The organism is Pseudoxanthomonas gei, from assembly GCF_010119615.1.
Lineage (GTDB): Bacteria > Pseudomonadota > Gammaproteobacteria > Xanthomonadales > Xanthomonadaceae > Pseudoxanthomonas_A > Pseudoxanthomonas_A gei.
Window position 1 is genome coordinate 74,481 of record NZ_QOVG01000006.1, and the last position, 15,149, is coordinate 89,629.

15 protein-coding genes are annotated in these 15,149 nt (G+C 64.4%); 2 read left to right on the forward strand and 13 right to left on the reverse strand.

Going from position 1 to position 15,149, the window contains the following annotated elements:
- Window positions 1-66: 66 nt before the first annotated feature.
- Window positions 67-1,557 carry a M20 family metallopeptidase gene (locus DT603_RS10110; protein ID WP_162349764.1) on the reverse strand — a complete coding sequence of 497 codons (1,491 nt, stop codon included), beginning with the start codon at window positions 1,555-1,557 and terminating at the stop codon, window positions 67-69.
- 214 nt (window positions 1,558-1,771) lie between these two features.
- Here DT603_RS10110 and DT603_RS10115 point away from each other — a divergent pair, with 214 nt between their 5' ends.
- Together DT603_RS10115 and DT603_RS10120 are read left to right on the forward strand one after the other, a co-directional pair.
- Window positions 1,772-2,113: a ComEA family DNA-binding protein gene (locus DT603_RS10115; RefSeq protein ID WP_162349765.1), complete on the forward strand. Its 342-nt coding sequence runs from the start codon at window positions 1,772-1,774 to the stop codon at window positions 2,111-2,113.
- 272 nt (window positions 2,114-2,385) lie between these two features.
- Window positions 2,386-2,985 carry a HutD/Ves family protein gene (locus DT603_RS10120; RefSeq protein ID WP_162349766.1) on the forward strand — a complete coding sequence of 200 codons (600 nt, stop codon included), beginning with the start codon at window positions 2,386-2,388 and terminating at the stop codon, window positions 2,983-2,985.
- On the opposite strand, the gene DT603_RS10125 is transcribed toward DT603_RS10120, so the two are convergent.
- The 12 genes from DT603_RS10125 to sufC all read right to left on the reverse strand — a co-directional run bounded on the left by DT603_RS10125 (window position 2,979) and on the right by sufC (window position 15,128).
- Window positions 2,979-4,616 carry a sulfite reductase subunit alpha gene (locus DT603_RS10125; RefSeq protein ID WP_343037747.1) on the reverse strand — a complete coding sequence of 546 codons (1,638 nt, stop codon included), beginning with the start codon at window positions 4,614-4,616 and terminating at the stop codon, window positions 2,979-2,981. The two genes, DT603_RS10120 and DT603_RS10125, sit on opposite strands and share 7 nt — an antisense overlap.
- Entirely contained in the window at window positions 4,613-5,608 is a 996-nt protein-coding gene (locus tag DT603_RS10130; protein ID WP_246191747.1) for an FAD:protein FMN transferase, read from the reverse strand. The genes DT603_RS10125 and DT603_RS10130 overlap by 4 nt, the downstream gene beginning before the upstream one ends.
- A 47-nt stretch (window positions 5,609-5,655) precedes the next feature.
- Window positions 5,656-6,462: a DUF4198 domain-containing protein gene (locus DT603_RS10135; protein ID WP_162349767.1), complete on the reverse strand. Its 807-nt coding sequence runs from the start codon at window positions 6,460-6,462 to the stop codon at window positions 5,656-5,658.
- Between the two features lie 48 nt (window positions 6,463-6,510).
- Window positions 6,511-6,993 carry a DUF2271 domain-containing protein gene (locus tag DT603_RS10140; RefSeq protein ID WP_425500957.1) on the reverse strand — a complete coding sequence of 161 codons (483 nt, stop codon included), beginning with the start codon at window positions 6,991-6,993 and terminating at the stop codon, window positions 6,511-6,513.
- A 73-nt stretch (window positions 6,994-7,066) separates the two neighbouring features.
- Entirely contained in the window at window positions 7,067-7,696 is a 630-nt protein-coding gene (locus tag DT603_RS10145; protein WP_162349769.1) for a PepSY-associated TM helix domain-containing protein, read from the reverse strand.
- Window positions 7,693-8,379, reverse strand: a complete 687-nt coding sequence (locus tag DT603_RS10150) for a Fe2+-dependent dioxygenase (protein WP_162349770.1) — start codon at window positions 8,377-8,379, stop codon at window positions 7,693-7,695. The genes DT603_RS10145 and DT603_RS10150 overlap by 4 nt, the downstream gene beginning before the upstream one ends.
- A gap of 72 nt (window positions 8,380-8,451) precedes the next feature.
- The gene (locus DT603_RS10155) at window positions 8,452-10,716 is read right to left on the reverse strand and encodes a catecholate siderophore receptor Fiu (protein WP_162349771.1); all 2,265 of its coding nucleotides are present in this window, start codon (window positions 10,714-10,716) and stop codon (window positions 8,452-8,454) included.
- Between the two features lie 198 nt (window positions 10,717-10,914).
- Window positions 10,915-11,247 (reverse strand): non-heme iron oxygenase ferredoxin subunit, encoded by a 333-nt coding sequence (locus DT603_RS10160; RefSeq protein WP_162349772.1) that lies wholly within the window; start codon window positions 11,245-11,247, stop codon window positions 10,915-10,917.
- On the reverse strand, window positions 11,244-11,795 hold the full coding sequence (locus tag DT603_RS10165; RefSeq protein ID WP_162349773.1) for a GNAT family N-acetyltransferase: 552 nt from the start codon (window positions 11,793-11,795) through the stop codon (window positions 11,244-11,246). The genes DT603_RS10160 and DT603_RS10165 overlap by 4 nt, the downstream gene beginning before the upstream one ends.
- A gap of 56 nt (window positions 11,796-11,851) precedes the next feature.
- Entirely contained in the window at window positions 11,852-13,105 is a 1,254-nt protein-coding gene (locus DT603_RS10170; RefSeq protein ID WP_162349774.1) for a cysteine desulfurase, read from the reverse strand.
- Window positions 13,102-14,364 carry a Fe-S cluster assembly protein SufD gene (gene sufD / locus DT603_RS10175; protein WP_162349775.1) on the reverse strand — a complete coding sequence of 421 codons (1,263 nt, stop codon included), beginning with the start codon at window positions 14,362-14,364 and terminating at the stop codon, window positions 13,102-13,104. The genes DT603_RS10170 and sufD overlap by 4 nt, the downstream gene beginning before the upstream one ends.
- Complete coding sequence (sufC, locus tag DT603_RS10180; RefSeq protein WP_162349776.1) at window positions 14,364-15,128, reverse strand: Fe-S cluster assembly ATPase SufC; 765 nt, start codon at window positions 15,126-15,128, stop codon at window positions 14,364-14,366. The genes sufD and sufC overlap by 1 nt, the downstream gene beginning before the upstream one ends.
- Window positions 15,129-15,149: the final 21 nt, after the last annotated feature.

Here is a 15,149-nt window from a genome sequence, read left to right on the forward strand (position 1 = left end):
GGTTGTTCAGGTGGGTGCGACTGCGGGTCTGGCGGAGATTAGCAGCCCGCCCTGGCGCTGTCAGGCTCAGCAGCAGCCATGCTCGCCATGCTGGTCGCCGCCCGCCACTGCCGCCACCCCGGTGGTTTCCCCGCGCACGCTGGCGCCATGGTGGTCGGCGATGACCTTGGCCACGCACGCAGTGACGCGCTTGCCCATGGGGATGTGCAGGAACTCGTTCGGTCCATGCGCGTTGGAATGCGGACCCAGCACGCCGGTGATCATGAACTGCGCGCCGGGAAATTTCTCGCCCAGCATGCCCATGAACGGGATCGTGCCGCCTTCGCCCATGTACATCGCCGGACGTCCGAACGCGGCCTGCGAGGCGGACTCGATGGCGGTGGACAGCCACGGTGACAGCGCCGGCGCGTTCCAGCCGCTGGAAGCCTTCTCCAGCGCCAGCTCCACCTGCGCGCCGTAGGGCGGATCGCGCAGCAGCAACTCCTTCAGGACGTCACCGCCGCGCTTGCCGTCCAGGGTCGGAGGCAGGCGCAGTGACAGTTTCACTGCCGTATGCGGACGCAGCACGTTGCCAGCCGAGTCCAGCGGCGGCAGGCCGTCGGCCCCGGTGACCGACAGGGCTGGGCGCCAGGTGCGATTCAGCACCAGTTCGGTCAGGTCGTCGGCCATCGGCTTCATGCCGGGCAGGAACGGAAACTTGTCATAGACTTCGGTGCCCAGCACCCCGGCCACCTTGGCCGCCTGCTCCAGCCGCTCCTGCGGAATGTCGACGAACAGGCCCTCGGCCTTGATCCTGCCAGTGCTCTCGTCCTCAAGCCTGGAAATGAGTTCGCGCAGGATGCGGAAGCTCGAAGGCACGATGCCCGAGGCATCACCGGAGTGCACGCCTTCGGACAACACCTTCACCGAGAAATTGCCGCCGGCCATGCCGCGCAGCGAGGTGGTGCACCAGAGCTGGTCGTAATTGCCGCAGCCCGAATCCAGGCACACGACCAGCGAGGGCTTGCCGATGCGCGCAGCCAGGTGGTCGACATAGGCGGGCAGGTCGTAGCTGCCGGATTCCTCGCAGGCTTCGATCAGGATCACGCAGCGTGCATGGGGTACGCCCTGATCCTGCAGCGCCTGGATGGCGGCCAGCGAACCGAAGATCGCATAGCCGTCATCGGCGCCGCCGCGGCCGAACAGCTTGTCGTCCTTGATCACCGGAACCCACGGTCCCAGCCCGGCGTCCCAGCCGGTCATTTCCGGCTGCTTGTCCAGGTGCCCGTAAAGCAGCACGGTGTCGGCTCCAGTGTCGGGGCCGGTCGCGGGGATTTCGATGAAGATCAGCGGCGTGCGTCCTTCCAGTCGCACTACCTCCAGCTGCATGCCGGGAATGGACTGCCTGCGCGCCCAGGATTCCATCAACTTCACCGCATCATCCATGTAGCCATTGGCCACCCAGTCCTTGTCGAACATCGGCGACTTGTTGGGAATGCGTATGTACTCGACCAGCTGGGGAACGATTTCGTCGTCCCACAGGCCTGAAACAAAGCGGTCGATCTTGGCGGTGTCCATGTCTTCTCCGGGTGCCTGGTGATGGGCAGATTCTACGCCGGTGGGTGTAAATCGCCCTTGGGTAGGAAATTCCCTACCTGACAACGGGCTTTTCTCCAGCCTTCAAAGGGTGGTTCGCCGATTTCTTCGCCTCGCCCGCCAGCACAGAATTCAGTCACCGGCGGACACACGGTCCGGCCGGCGGACCCCCACCATCGCCACACGGAGAGTTGCAATGAAATCGTTCGCCATCATCCTCAAGTCCATCGCCTTGTCCCTGCTGCTGGCCACCGGCGCCCAGGCCGCCGACAAGGTCAACGTCAACACTGCCGATGCGGCCACCATTGATGCGGTGCTGGTCAATGTCGGACCGTCCAAGGCCCAGGCCATCGTCGATTACCGCAAGGCCAACGGCGCCTTCAAGAGCGCCGAAGAACTGGCCATGGTCAAGGGCATCGGCCTGAAGACCGTGGAAAAGAACCGCGACCGCATCGAGCTGGGCGGTGCATCGCCAGCGCAGAAACCGGTGGTTCCCGCTGCGGGCGCCAGCAAGGCCAAGCCGGTCGCACGTCGCTGATAGAAAAAGATCCCCATCCCCCGCTTGAGCAGGAGGCACTGCGGGGGAAGGGGCAGGAAGCCAAGGGGTAACACCGCAAAGGCAGCCTGCAAGGAGGCGCTTGCACAAGGATGTGACTGCACGGGTGGCGATGAGGCGCCAGTTGCAGCGGGACGGACGCCGCGCTCATCGGCCGAAGTCCACAGGGAAGTGTCCATCGCCCGGTTCCATGTGCCGGGCGGTGGATTTTTTTTTGGCGTTAGACTTGCAAGGACGATTTCAGGGAGCCGGCCATGGCGGAACAGTCGCGTGTGATTGCGGCCAACGAGTACCGGCGAGAACGGTGGAAGAACGGCACCGGCTGGACCCGCGAGATCGTCCGCATTCCGGATCGCGCGGACTGGGAATGGCGACTATCGATTGCCGAAATCGAGCAGGATGGTCCGTTCTCCTCCTACCCCGGGATCGATCGCGAGCTGGTGCTGATTCGCGGCAATGGCCTGCGCCTGCGGTTCGACCAGGACGAGGTGCGGGAGTTGCTGCCACCCCATGACCGGATTCGCTTTGCGGGCGAGAGCATCGTGCATGGCGAGTTGATTGACGGCCCGACCCATGATTTCAACCTGATGTGGCGCCGCGATGCGATCGAGGCCGAGCTGCTGCATCGCCCGCTGGTGGGGCCAATGGTGTTTTTCACCGAACCCGGGGTGAGCTGGGCAATCCATCTGCTTGCCGGCCAGGCGGTATTCGACCAGGCAAGCAGGCTGCCGCCGCTGTGGGCGGGTGATACCGCGCTGCTGATGGATGGGGAAGCGCGCGGACGCCATGCGCTGGAAGGCGGTGGCGAGTTGCTGGCGATCAAGCTGCGGCGCCTGCAATCAGCGCCTCAATAAACGTCGCGTCTATAGCGGCCGTCTGCCAGCATGTCTTCCACCCGGCTATCGCCCAGCACTTCCCTCAATACCGCATCCACGCCCGGAGCCATGCCGGCCAGGCTGCCGCAGACGTATATCGAGGCCCCGTCGTCCACCCATTGCCTCAGCACGCTGGACGCTGCCTGCAGCCTTGCCTGCACATAAATGCGCTGGGGCTGGTCACGCGAAAACGTCAGGTCCACGCGCTCCAGCCATCCCTGCGCCTGCCAGTCCCGGACTTCATTGCCGTAGAAGAAATCACGATCGGCATTGCGTTCGCCAAACAGCAGCCAGTTGCGGCGCGCGCCGCTGGCGATGCGCTGTTTCAGGTGCGCGCGCAGGCCGGCCATGCCGGTTCCGTTGCCGATGAGGATCATCGGCCGTGCGGTGTCGGGTGCGTGGAAGTTGGGATTGCTGCGCAGGCGCAAGGCGATCTCGCCGCCCACTTCGGCGTAATCGCATAACCAGCCACTGCCGATGCCGGGGCTGCCGTCGGCACGCAACTGCCTGCGCAGCAGCAGTTGCACGCTGCCGTCAGTGGGCAGGGAGGCAATCGAGTATTCGCGGTGCGGCAAGGGCTTCAGCTGCGCAGCCAGCGCCTGCGCTCCCATGCCGCGGGTCTCACCGACGGCTGGCAAGTGCGATCCAGCGAGCAGGTGGGAAAGAGCCGTCAATTTTCCATCGACCGCGACCGTTGCATCGGCGATACCGGCCTCGGCAAGCCAGCCGGCGATGGCGCCCGGTGCATGCCTTGGGCCGATCTCGGCCACATCGCCGGCTACCCAGCGGGGGACCGATCCTGCGGGTGCCGAGATCGCCAGGTGAAAGGCGCGAGCGCCTGCGCTGCCGGGATTGAGCTCGCGGCGCTCCAGCAAGGTCCAGGGTTGGTAGATGGCCGGCGTCCAGTCCGGCAGGTCGGTCACGCCGCCCAGCTGGCCCAGGTGGTGTTGCCAGTGACGAAGTGCACTCTCGTCGGCATTGTCCACTTCCACGAGGTCGAACAGCGCTTGTGCACCATGGCGCCGCAACCAGTCGTCCAGCTGGTGGCCGAAGCTGCAAAAGGATTCGTACTCACGATCGCCCAGCGCAAGTACGGCGTAGCGCAATCGTTGCAGCGAGGCGGGGTGGGCCATCACGTCGCGCACGAAGGACAGCGCCTGGTCGGGCGGGTCACCCTCGCCAGTCGTGCTGGCAACGAACAGCGCACGCCGGCAGGACGCCAGCATCGCCTGGTCGACCTCGCTGATGTTGCGGACCTTCACCGGCATCCCGGACTGGCGCAGGCTGTCGGCGCTTCTTTCAGCCAGTTGCCGGGCAAAACCGGTCTGGCTGGCGTGGACGACCAGTACCGAGGCCTCCTCGTTGGCTGCGCCGGAATCCTCGTCCTGCCGCGTGCCAGCCCTCGATCGCCACAGCAGTACGCCGCAAAAGAACGCATAGCCCGCCAGGCTCACGCCCGCGCCTGTCCAGCGGGTGACCAGCGGCCTTGCCGGCCACCAGTCGTCGACTTGCAGTGTGGACAGGCCCCAGGCAAGGAGCATCAACGTTGCCAGGGTCAGTGCATTCCCCCAGAACGCCTTCGAACGCCATGCGGTCGGCCGCCGGGTCACGCCGGCATCCGTGTGCGAAACGGATCACTCATGTGCACCATTGGCCCGTGTTCGCCACGGGTGACGAACCGGACCGCGAGGTTGCGCTCGTTCGCCAGCGTTACGCCGGCTTCGGCGCCCATCACCGTGAATGCGGTGGCCCAGGCATCGGCGCGCATCGCGTCGCTCGCAATGACGGTCACGGCCGAGCACGCGCGCTCTACCGGCTTGCCGCTGCGCGGGTCCAGCGTATGGGAGAAGGAAACGCCCGCCTGCTCGAAGGCATGCCAATGATCGCCGGAAGTCGCCACCGCCCCGCCGTCGAGGACGATCACGCAGGGCTCGCCATCCTCGTCCGCATCCGGCGAAGCCTCCACCAGTACCTGCCAGGCGGATCCATCCGGCTTGCTGCCGAAACCGCGCAATTCCCCTCCCACTTCCACCAGGGCCGCGACGATGTCGAGTTCCCGCAGGTGGTCGACCACCAGATCAACGCCGTAGCCCTTGGCAATTGCTGAAAGGTCCAGCTGGATTCCGCCCGCCTGCCAGGCGTGACCATCCGCTTGCAGCAGCACATTGCGCCAGCCCACTCGCATGCAGGCATCGACGCGCACCGCGTCGCCGGGAATTTCCTGCTCGCCTTGCGCAGCGCCGAAGCCCCACGCAGCGACTAGCGGACCAATCGTGGGGTCGAAGGCGCCATCGCTCTCTCGAGCGATGTCCAGTGCGCACGACAGGACCGTGAAGAAGTCTTCCGGCAGTGCGTGCCACGTGCCCGCGGCGGCACGGTTGAAGCGGCTGATGTCCGACGTGGTATCCCACGTGCTCATCTGGGCCACGACCCGATCCAGTCGCGACTGGATCGCGGCATGCAGCGCATGCAGGTCCGTGCGCGCCGGGGCCACCAGCTTCACGCACCAGGACGTTCCCATGGTCTCGCCATGCAGGGTATGGAGCGCGCCCGGCTCCTGGAAGGCCCGGGCAGTAATAGTGGTGGCGGAAACGGTCGTCATCGCTGGTTGCGGCGCCGTGCAACTAGGCGGCCCGCAGGGTCCTGGCATTACTGCGGCAGGACCTCCAGCGTTACCACGTAGCTCAGTCGGCGCTGTTTGGCCTGCGGCAGCGAAGTCTTGCCGTCTTCGGTGCCGGTTTCCAGCCAATACATCCCGGCTTCGGGCCAGGTCACGCTGAACTGGCCGTTGGCATCCGTTTTCACCTTGATCTCGTCCTGTGCATTTCGATAGCGGGTATTGCCACGGACGATTTCGATTTCCAGGCCGGCGGCCGGCTTGCCATCGATGTGCAGCTTGAAGCTGGCTTCCTCGCCCGCGACCAGATCGTTCGGATGCGTCACGGCAACCAGTTCAATGCCTTCGCCGGTCGATTTCAGCGCCGTTTCGTTGGGTGTGCCGTTGGTGACGAAGGTTTCCACGCGCCCCACCGATTGCGAGACCTTCAGGTCCTTCGCGTCCTTGGGAACTTCAGTCGCGAATGTGGCCGCGGTGCCGCGCCAGCGCTTGGGCTTGCCGGCCTCGTCCCAGCTTGCGGACAGCCCGCTGTTGACCATGGCGATGCGGTACGTGCCCTGCTGCTTCAGCTGCACGTCGAACACGCTTCGATATTTGCCGGTGGCGCCGTTCTGCGCATCGACCTTGCTGCCGTCGGGGGCGGTGATGGCCACCCGCTCCAGCGGCAACGGCACGTGGTTGAAGTAGAACAGGTCATTGGACACGGCTGCGTCCACCGTGATCCACGGATCAGTGCCGGCAATGACCGTCTGCGACGGCTGCAGCCAGGCCTTGTGCGCGGTAGCGGAGAAGGGAATGACAGCCAGGGAAAGCACGAGGGCAAGCGCGGTGCGATTCATTGAGGGCTCCAGCAAAAGTGGGGTGGATGAAAAATGGTGGTGCGCAGGTCAGGGCTTTACCGACAGACTGACGGTGCCGATCTCGCTGCTGCCCTTTGCCTGTGCCGTCTGCGTCGACTTGGCCGGCCAGGTGAATGGGATCTTGACCAGTTCGCGGCCGCCGACTTCGCGCGCGGCCTCGACCACCAGGGTGTAGGTGCCGGGCGCCAGGTTCGCCAACGCCGGCTGCCTGTCGGAGAATTTCAATGCATGTTTGCCCACCGGGCGGGTCGGGCCGGTCACGCCATCCACCGGCACCTTCAGCGTGCGGCCGGATTTGCGCCACCACTGCCGCAGGTCGGGCAGCCACTTGGTGCCGTGTCCTTCCTTGGTGTCCTTGTTCTGGTACCAGACCGACAGGTTGGCGGCGACTTTCTGGTCGGCCCCTTCCAGCCAGATGGCGACATAGGGGCGGTGGTATTCGGCCACGTTCAATTGCGGCAATTCCACGCTGAGATTCAGCTCGGCGGCGTAGGCGGGCATGGCCAGCATGCCGCTCAGTGCGATGCTCAGCGTGGTCACGACAGTTATCCGGGACATGGCGGTTACTCGGTGGGGAAGGGATTCAGTGGATGAACAGCAGCGCCAGCAGCAAAGGCACGATCAGGCCCAGCCCCACGTAGGGCCAGGTCATACGCCGTTGCTTGGCATGCAGCTGCAGGAGGAACAACCCGGTGATGCAGAACACCAGGCAGGCGATGGCGAAAACGTCCAGGAACCAGCTCCACGCGGCGCCGGCGTTGCGGCCCTTGTGCAGGTCGTTGAGGTAGGAAATCCAGCCGCGATCGGTACGTTCGAACTCGACGGCACCGCTGGCCCGGTCGATGCTCATCCAGGCATCGGCGCCAGGGCTGGGCATGGACAGGTAGATTTCTTCTTCCGACCATTCCGCGGGTCGTCGACCTATCGGCGCGCCCAACCGGGCGCTCAACCAGTCGGCTGTCGCCGCGGGCAATGGCGCATTGCCGTCCACGCGATCACCCAGGTTGCCGCGTAGCGCCGCAGGCAGTTGCACGCTGCGATTGGCGACGTGGGGACTGGCCTCGATCTTCGCCGCGTGGTTCAAGGTGATGCCGGTGATGGAGAACAGCAGCATGCCGATCAGGCACACGGCCGAACTGATCCAGTGCCATTGATGCAGCGTGCGCAGCCAGAAGCCGCGCTGCTGCTGGCTGCTGGAGACGTCGGTTTTCATACCTCGGCCCACCTGCGCAGCAGGTTGTGGTAAATGCCGGTCAGTTGCAGGACCGCCGCCGCATCGGCATTGCTGGCGCGCAACCGCTCTATTGAAGAATCCATCTCGAACAGCAAGCGTCTCTGGGCATCGTCGCGAACCATGCTTTGCACCCAGAAGAACGACGCCAGGCGCGCCCCGCGCGTAACCGGCATGACCTTGTGCAGGCTGCTGGACGGATAGATCACCATGTCCCCGGCCGGTAGCTTGACCTCATGCTCTCCGTAGGTGTCGCTGACGATCAGCTCGCCACCGTCGTAGTCTTCCGGTTCGCACAGGAACAGCGTGCAGGAAACGTCGGAACGCACATGGATCCGTTCTTCTGCACTGCCCAGGCGCATAACCGATCCATCCACATGGAATCCATACTCGCCTCCGCCCTGGTAGCGGTTGAACCGCGGCGGCAAGGTGCGCAAAGGCAGTGCGGAGGCGAAGTAAAGAGGATTCCTCTCCAGTGCGGCAAGCACGGTCAGCCCCAACCGATGCTTCAGCGGCGAGGCATCGGGAAGTTGTTCATTCCGTTTCACCTGCGCGCCTTGCGTGCCCACCGTCTCGCGTCCGTCCGTCCAGTTGGTGGAGTCCAGTGACTGCCGGATCGTGGCGACTTCGTTGCTGGTCAGGACCTCAGGTATGTGCAGCAGCATGGGTCGTTCCCAAATGGATCCAGCGGGGAGGATTACTCCCCGCAGTGTCGGCATTCCTGGCGAAAAGCCGGATCAGAACCGGAAATCCGCACTGAGCAGGAAAGTGCGCGGTGCGCCCGGGGTGTAACGGTAGCCGCTCTTGTTGATGGCGGCCACGTATTGCTTGTCGAACAGGTTGTAGCCATTGAGGCGCAGCACAAGACGGTCGTTTACTTCGTAGGAAGCGACGGCATCGTAGACCGTATAGGACTTGGTGAAGGCAGGCGTACCAATTGCGCCGTCGGTGCCGCGGTGGGTCTCACCGGAATAGCGCACGCCGCCGCCCACGGTCAGTCCGAAGGGAAACCGGTACGTGGTCCAGCTGGTGAATGCATCTTCCGGCGTGTAGGCGAGGTTGTTGGTACCGTCCGCGGCAACGGCAGTTCCTTCCTCGACCCGGGCCTGCTGATGGGTGTAGCCGGCTGAGATGGACCAGTTCGGGGTGAGGTTGCCGACCGCCGACAACTCGATTCCAGTCACGCTCTTCCTGCCGTCCTGGAAATAGCCTTCAGCCGCGCTGCCGGTGATTTCATTGGTGACTTCGGTCTGGAACAGCGCAAGGTTCAGGGCCAGGCCTTCCTCGATCAGGTTCCATTTGGTTCCCACCTCGAGGGTCCTGGCTTTCTGGGGATCCATGTTGGGGTTGCCGGCGTTGTTGGCGGCCGTGCTCAGGGCGAAGTTGCTGCCACCTGGAGGCTGCTGGGAAAGAGCGTAGTTGGCGTACAGGCTGACGTCGTCGCTCGCCTTGTATACCCCTCCGGCTTTCCAGTTGAAAAGGGTGTCGGAATCTTCCAGCCGGGTGGCGACGCCGGCGGCGGTCACGGTTTCGTATTCGGTCTGGTAGTGATCGATGCGCAGGCCGGCGGTCAGCAGAAAGCGGCTGCCGAACTTGAGTGTGTCGAACAGGTAAGCCGAGGAAGTGGTGGTGGCGCCGGCGGCGCTGGCGCCGTTGTAGGCCCAGGTCAGTCCGCTCACGTTCCACTCGGGGTTGTAGAGGTTGGCTGCCGGCCAGTTGCTGCCATTGGTAGCAGCCAGGGTCAAAGCGTCCTGCTTTTCGCGGGCGAACTCGAGTCCGGTGCTGAGGTTGTGTTCTACAGAACCGGTGCTGAAGTCGGCGCGCAGGTTCAGCTGTTCGGTGAGGATCGTGTTTTCCTGATCCTTGAAAGTCGGGTTGCTACGTCGGATGGAGTACGTGGAAAGGTCATTGACGTCGGTGAAGATCGTGTTGGCGCCCGTGGACATGAAGGCGGTGAGCAGGTAGTCCTGGACGGTCTTGCCCCAGCGCAGGGTGTTGGTCAGCTTCAGCGTGTCGGAAAAATCGTGTTCGAAACGGAAGGTGGCCATCTGCGCGTCAACGTGGTCGTGGTCCGACGTGGTCCCGTAGAAATTTTCGGGGTCCACCGGATGGCCCACCAGGGCCGCTTGGCCCGCTTGCGGCTGCCAGCCCGGCAGGCCGATCGTGGGCACGAAACCATCAGGCACGTTGTCCTGTTTGACGTAGAGCAGATTGAGGTAATAGCGGGTCGCGCTGTCCAGGCCAAACGCCAGTGACGGCGCGATGCCCCAGCGCTTGTTGTTGACATGGTCACGTCCGGCCACGTCGCTGTCCTGCCACATGGCGTTGAGGCGGAAAGCGCTGCCTGGCGCGCCAGCAAAGGTCTGGTTCCAGTCAGCGGTCGCCCGCTGCTGGGCGTCAGTGCCCACCGACACGGTGCCGGACACGGCATTGCGCAGGGAAGCCTGCTTGGTCACCAGATTGATGGCGCCGGTGGGAGCGGAGCGGCCGTTGTCGGTGCCTGCCGGGCCTTTGGTCACTTCCACCTGGTCGATATTGAAGAGGTCGCGGGCGACAGACCCGATGTCGCGCACCCCGTCTACGAAGATGCTGCTGGAAGTGTCGAAGCCACGCATGTAGATAGCGTCGCCGGTCGAGGTGTTGCCATTCTCCCCGGCATAGAACGTCCCCACGCCCGGGCTGTTGCGCAGCGCCTCGGTCAGGTTGGTGGCGCCCTGCTGGTTGAACAGTTCGCTGGTAATCACCTGGATGGTCTGCGGGGTGTCCTGAAGGGATTGCGTGAACTTTGGCGAAGCGACCTTTTCCGCCGTGAATCCTGCCACCCCATGCACTTCGACATTGTCGAGTGTGGTTGCTGCATTCGAGGAGCTGTCGTTGCCATCGGATGCCACCTGCGCGGCGCCCGGCAGGGCAAAGGCAAAGCCTGTGATCAGGGTTGCTGTGGCAAGGACGGGCTGGCGGGCGCTGCGGGGAGCATATTTGCGCGTCTTGATGTGACTCATCGCGGGTTCCAATGGTGACGTGACAAGGAAATCCCATTGGCGAGAGGCTGGCGGGAGCGTGAAAGGTCCGATGGGGGCCTGGCCTATGCCGAGATGCGCTGGCGTGGCCGGGGTGTCCCTCCTTCGACGCGCTCCATGTTAATGAGAATTACTCGTGTTTGCAACGTTCAGGTCGCTGCAAAGCTAGCAAGGGGCCGACTATTCGCGGTCGTCTCGCGTCCAGATGGCGTCATGTTCGAGCTTCACCGGGAATTTGGCGACCCCGGTATAGGCAGGTGCGCATAGCGCCCTGCCATCACGGATGTCGAAGCGGGCGCCGTGCAATACGCATTCGATGGAGCCGGACCCCGGGTCGTAACCGCCCGCCGAAAGCTCGAAATCCTCGTGGCTGCAGCGATCCTCGAGCGCGAAGTACTGGCCGTCATGGTTGAACACCACGATGGGCACGGAAGTCATTTCATCCCAGGCGGTCTTCATTTCGCCCGGAAGCAGCTCGCTGAGCGCGCAGACGAAGGTCCAGTTCTCGCTCATGCCGCGTCTCCTTCGAAAACCTTCTCCAGGATCTCGAAGCGCAGGTCGTCGCGCCTGGGAATGCCAAATCGCTCATCGCCATAAGGGAAAGGCTTGGTGATGCCGGTCCGTCGATAGCCTCGGCGCTCATAGAAGGCGATTAGTTCATCGCGGATATCGATCACCGTCATGCGTATGGCGGGAAGCCGGAGCTCCTCGCGCAGGTAACGTTCGGCTTCGGCCATCACCTGCTTGCCGATGCCGCCGCCCTGGCTGTCGGGCCGCACCGAGAACATGCCCAGGTAGCCGGCGCCATCCTCTTCCGCCACGTGCACGCATGCGGCCAGCAGCGGGCCGTCGAGGTCTTGCGATTCAGCGAGGATCACGCGGCTGCGGGGACGTTCTATGTCCTGCCGTAGCACTTCCGGATCGATGCGCTGGCCATCCAGCAGGTCGGCTTCTGTGGTCCAGCCCTGGCGGCTGACGTCGCCACGGTAGGCGGAGGTGACCAGAGTCACCAGGGCGGGAATGTCGGCAACGGTGGCGGGGCGGAACGAGAGAGTGGTCATGCGGGAATTTTAGGTTCTTTCCGTTCTCGACGCCCCTTACCCTGGGAAAGGCAGCGCTAAGCCAGCAGACTGCGTGACTTCCGCAACGCCACCACGAAGCGCTCGATCTCGTCATGGGTGTTGTAGAAAGCCAGAGAGGCCCGGCACGTGGCCGCAACGCCCAGCGACTGCAGCAAAGGGTGCGCGCAATGCTGACCGGAGCGGATCGCCACGCCTTCCAGATCAAGCAGCGTGGCCAGGTCGTGCGAATGCGCGCCCTCGATGAGAAACGAGATCACCGCGGCCTTCTCCGGGGCATTGCCGAAGATGCGCAGGCCTTCGATCTTCTGCAGCTCCTCGGTGGCGTGGGCAAGCAGTGCGCTCTCGCGCGCTTCGATATGGTCCATGCCGACCCCCTGCAGGTAGTCGACCGCCGCGCCCAGGCCGATGAAGCCGGCGATATTCGGCGTTCCGGCTTCGAACTTGTGCGGCGCATCGTTGAATACGGTGCCTTCGAAACTGACCTCGCGGATCATCTCGCCGCCCCCAATGAAGGGCGGCATGGCCTGCAGGTGCTCTCGGCGTGCCCACAGCGCACCGGTGCCGGTCGGTCCGCACATCTTGTGGCCGGTGATGGCGTAGAAATCGCAACCGATGGAGGCCACGTCCAACGACCGGTGTGGCGCGGCTTGCGAGCCATCGACCACGGTCACGATGCCACGCCTGCGGGCTTCGCGGCAGATCTCGCGGACCGGGTTGACCGTTCCCAGCACATTGGAAACGTGGGCCAAGGCCAGCAGCTTTACTTCAGAGGTCATCGCCGCGTACAGGGCAGGCAGATCCAGGCTGCCATCAGGCATCAGCTCGGCGACCTTGATGCGCCCGCCCGTGCGCTCGGCGACCAGCTGCCAGGGCACGATGTTGGCGTGATGCTCCATGCGCGAAACCAGGATGCTGTCGCCAGGCTGCAGGCGCGGCAAGGCCCAGGAGTACGCCACCAGGTTGAGGGCGAAGGTGGTGCCGCTGCACAACACCAGCTCGTCGGCGCGCACGCGCAGGAAGCCCGCCAGCTTGTTTCTCGCGCCTTCGTAGGCATCGGTCGCTTCGGTACCCAGCGTATGCACGGCACGGCTGACATTGGCATTGTGGTGTCGATAGAAATCGTCCACGGACTCGATCACCGACGCCGGCTTCTGGCCGGTGTTGGCGCTGTCCAGGTAGATCAGTGGCTTGCCCTGTACTTCCCGCGTCAGCAATGGGAAGTCGGCACGGATGCGCGCCCAGTCGGGGTTGGTCGTGTCTGCAATGGCGGAGGAGGCCACCATGGTCATGCCACTCCGGCAGTCGCCAATGCCCGGTCCAGTTGCGAAACGAGCGCCGCCGAGATCGCCGGGTCCTCCAGCAGTGCCAGTGGCTCGCGGCAGAAGGCCGCCGTCAGCAATTGCTGGGCCTGGTCTTCGGGCAGGCCGCGCGAGCGCAGGTAGAAAAGGGCATTGGCATCCAGCTGGCCGACCGTGGCGCCATGCGCAGCCTTGACTTCGTCGGCATGGATTTCCAGGACTGGCTGGGTATCGATCTCGGCGCCCTCGGACAGCAGCAGGTTCTTGTTCGACAGCATCGCATCGCTGCCGTCTGCGCCTGCGCGGATCAGGATGCCGCCATGGAAAACCGCGCGTCCGCGTCCGGTGCCCAGCCCGCGCCAGGTAAGCTCGCAACGCGTGTCGCGGGCGATATGCTCGATGCCCAGGCGCGTATCGACATGGCGCTTGCCGCTGGCCAGCAATACGCCATTGGCCGTCAACCGCGCGTTGTCGCCCTCGAGGCGCACATTGAGTTCATGCCGCGACAATGCGGCGCCCAGCTCCAGGTCGATGCGTTGGTAGTCGGCATCGCGGCCCAACACGGCGTCGGTGCGCAGGAACGAGGTGGCGCGCTCGCCCTCGTGCTGCACCCGGGCATGCGACAACGTTGCGGCGCGGGCCAGGTGCACATGCGTCAGCGTGTTGGAAAAATGGGCGTGGCTGCCGGCGGACAGGTGGTGCTCGACCAGGGACAGGCGCGCGCCCTCGCGCAGCTCGACCAGGTTGCGGAGATGCCAGGCCCGATCGGTCCCGTCTTCGGCGCCAATGAACACAAGGTGCACCGGCACTGCCGACGCCACCCCTGCCTCCATTCGCAACAGCACGCCTTCGCTGGCAAGGGCGGCGTTGAGCCTGGCGAAGATCTCGTCATTGCGCTCGAAGCGGCGGGCGAGGAAACGTGCGGAGTCGTCGCCGCTTGCCAGTACTTCAGACAGCAGCTTCAGGCTGACGCCCGCCGGCAGGTCGTGCGGCGCGGACAGCTCTGGCGAGTAGCGTCCGTTGACCAGGACGATGCGCGGCGACGGTATGCCGTCAAGCACCTGCATGTCGATGGCCGGGACCGATTCGACGGCGGCGAAGCGCCGACGTTCCAGTGCACGCAGCGAGGTGTACTTCCACGCTTCGCTGCGTGGGCCAGGCAAGCCGTCGCGCAGGACGTCGTCAAGTGCCGTGCGCCGGCTGGCGTCGCCCTGGAAGCCGTCCGCAAGAGAGTCGAGCAGGGCGCTCATCAGGCTGCCTTCTCCGGGGTGACCCGGTCTTTCAGCCAGGCATAGCCGTGTGCTTCAAGTTCCAGTGCCAGTTCGGGGCCGCCGCTTTCCACGATGCGGCCGTCCGACAGTACATGCACCACGTCCGGCTTGATGTAGTCGAGCAGGCGCTGGTAGTGGGTGATGACCAGGAAGGCGCGTTCAGGCGAGCGCAGTGCGTTGACGCCGTCGGCGACGTTCTTCAGGGCATCGATGTCCAGGCCGCTGTCGGTTTCGTCCAGGATCGCCAGCTTGGGTTCCAGCACGGCCAGCTGGAAGATCTCGTTGCGCTTCTTCTCGCCGCCGCTGAAACCTTCATTGACACCGCGATGCAGGAGTTCATCCTTCAGGTGCAGCACCGCGAGTTTCTGACGCACCAGCTTGAGGAACTGCATGGAATCCAGCTCGCCCTCGCCGCGCGCCTTGCGCTGGGCGTTGAGCGCGGCGCGCAGGAAGTAGGTGTTGTTGACGCCGGGTATTTCCACCGGGTACTGGAAGGCCAGGAATACGCCCGCGGCGGCGCGCTGTTCGGGGGCGAGCTCCAGCAGGTTATTGCCCTGGTAGGTAACCGAGCCTGCGGTGACTTCGTAACCGTCGCGCCCCGACAGGATGTTACCCAGGGTGGACTTGCCAGCACCATTGGGGCCCATCAGCGCATGCACTTCGCCGGCCTTGATCTCCAGCGTGAGTCCCTTGAGGATTTCCTTGCCGGCGACGCTGGCGTGCAGGTTTTCGATTTTCAACATTGTCTGGATCTCTTGATTCCC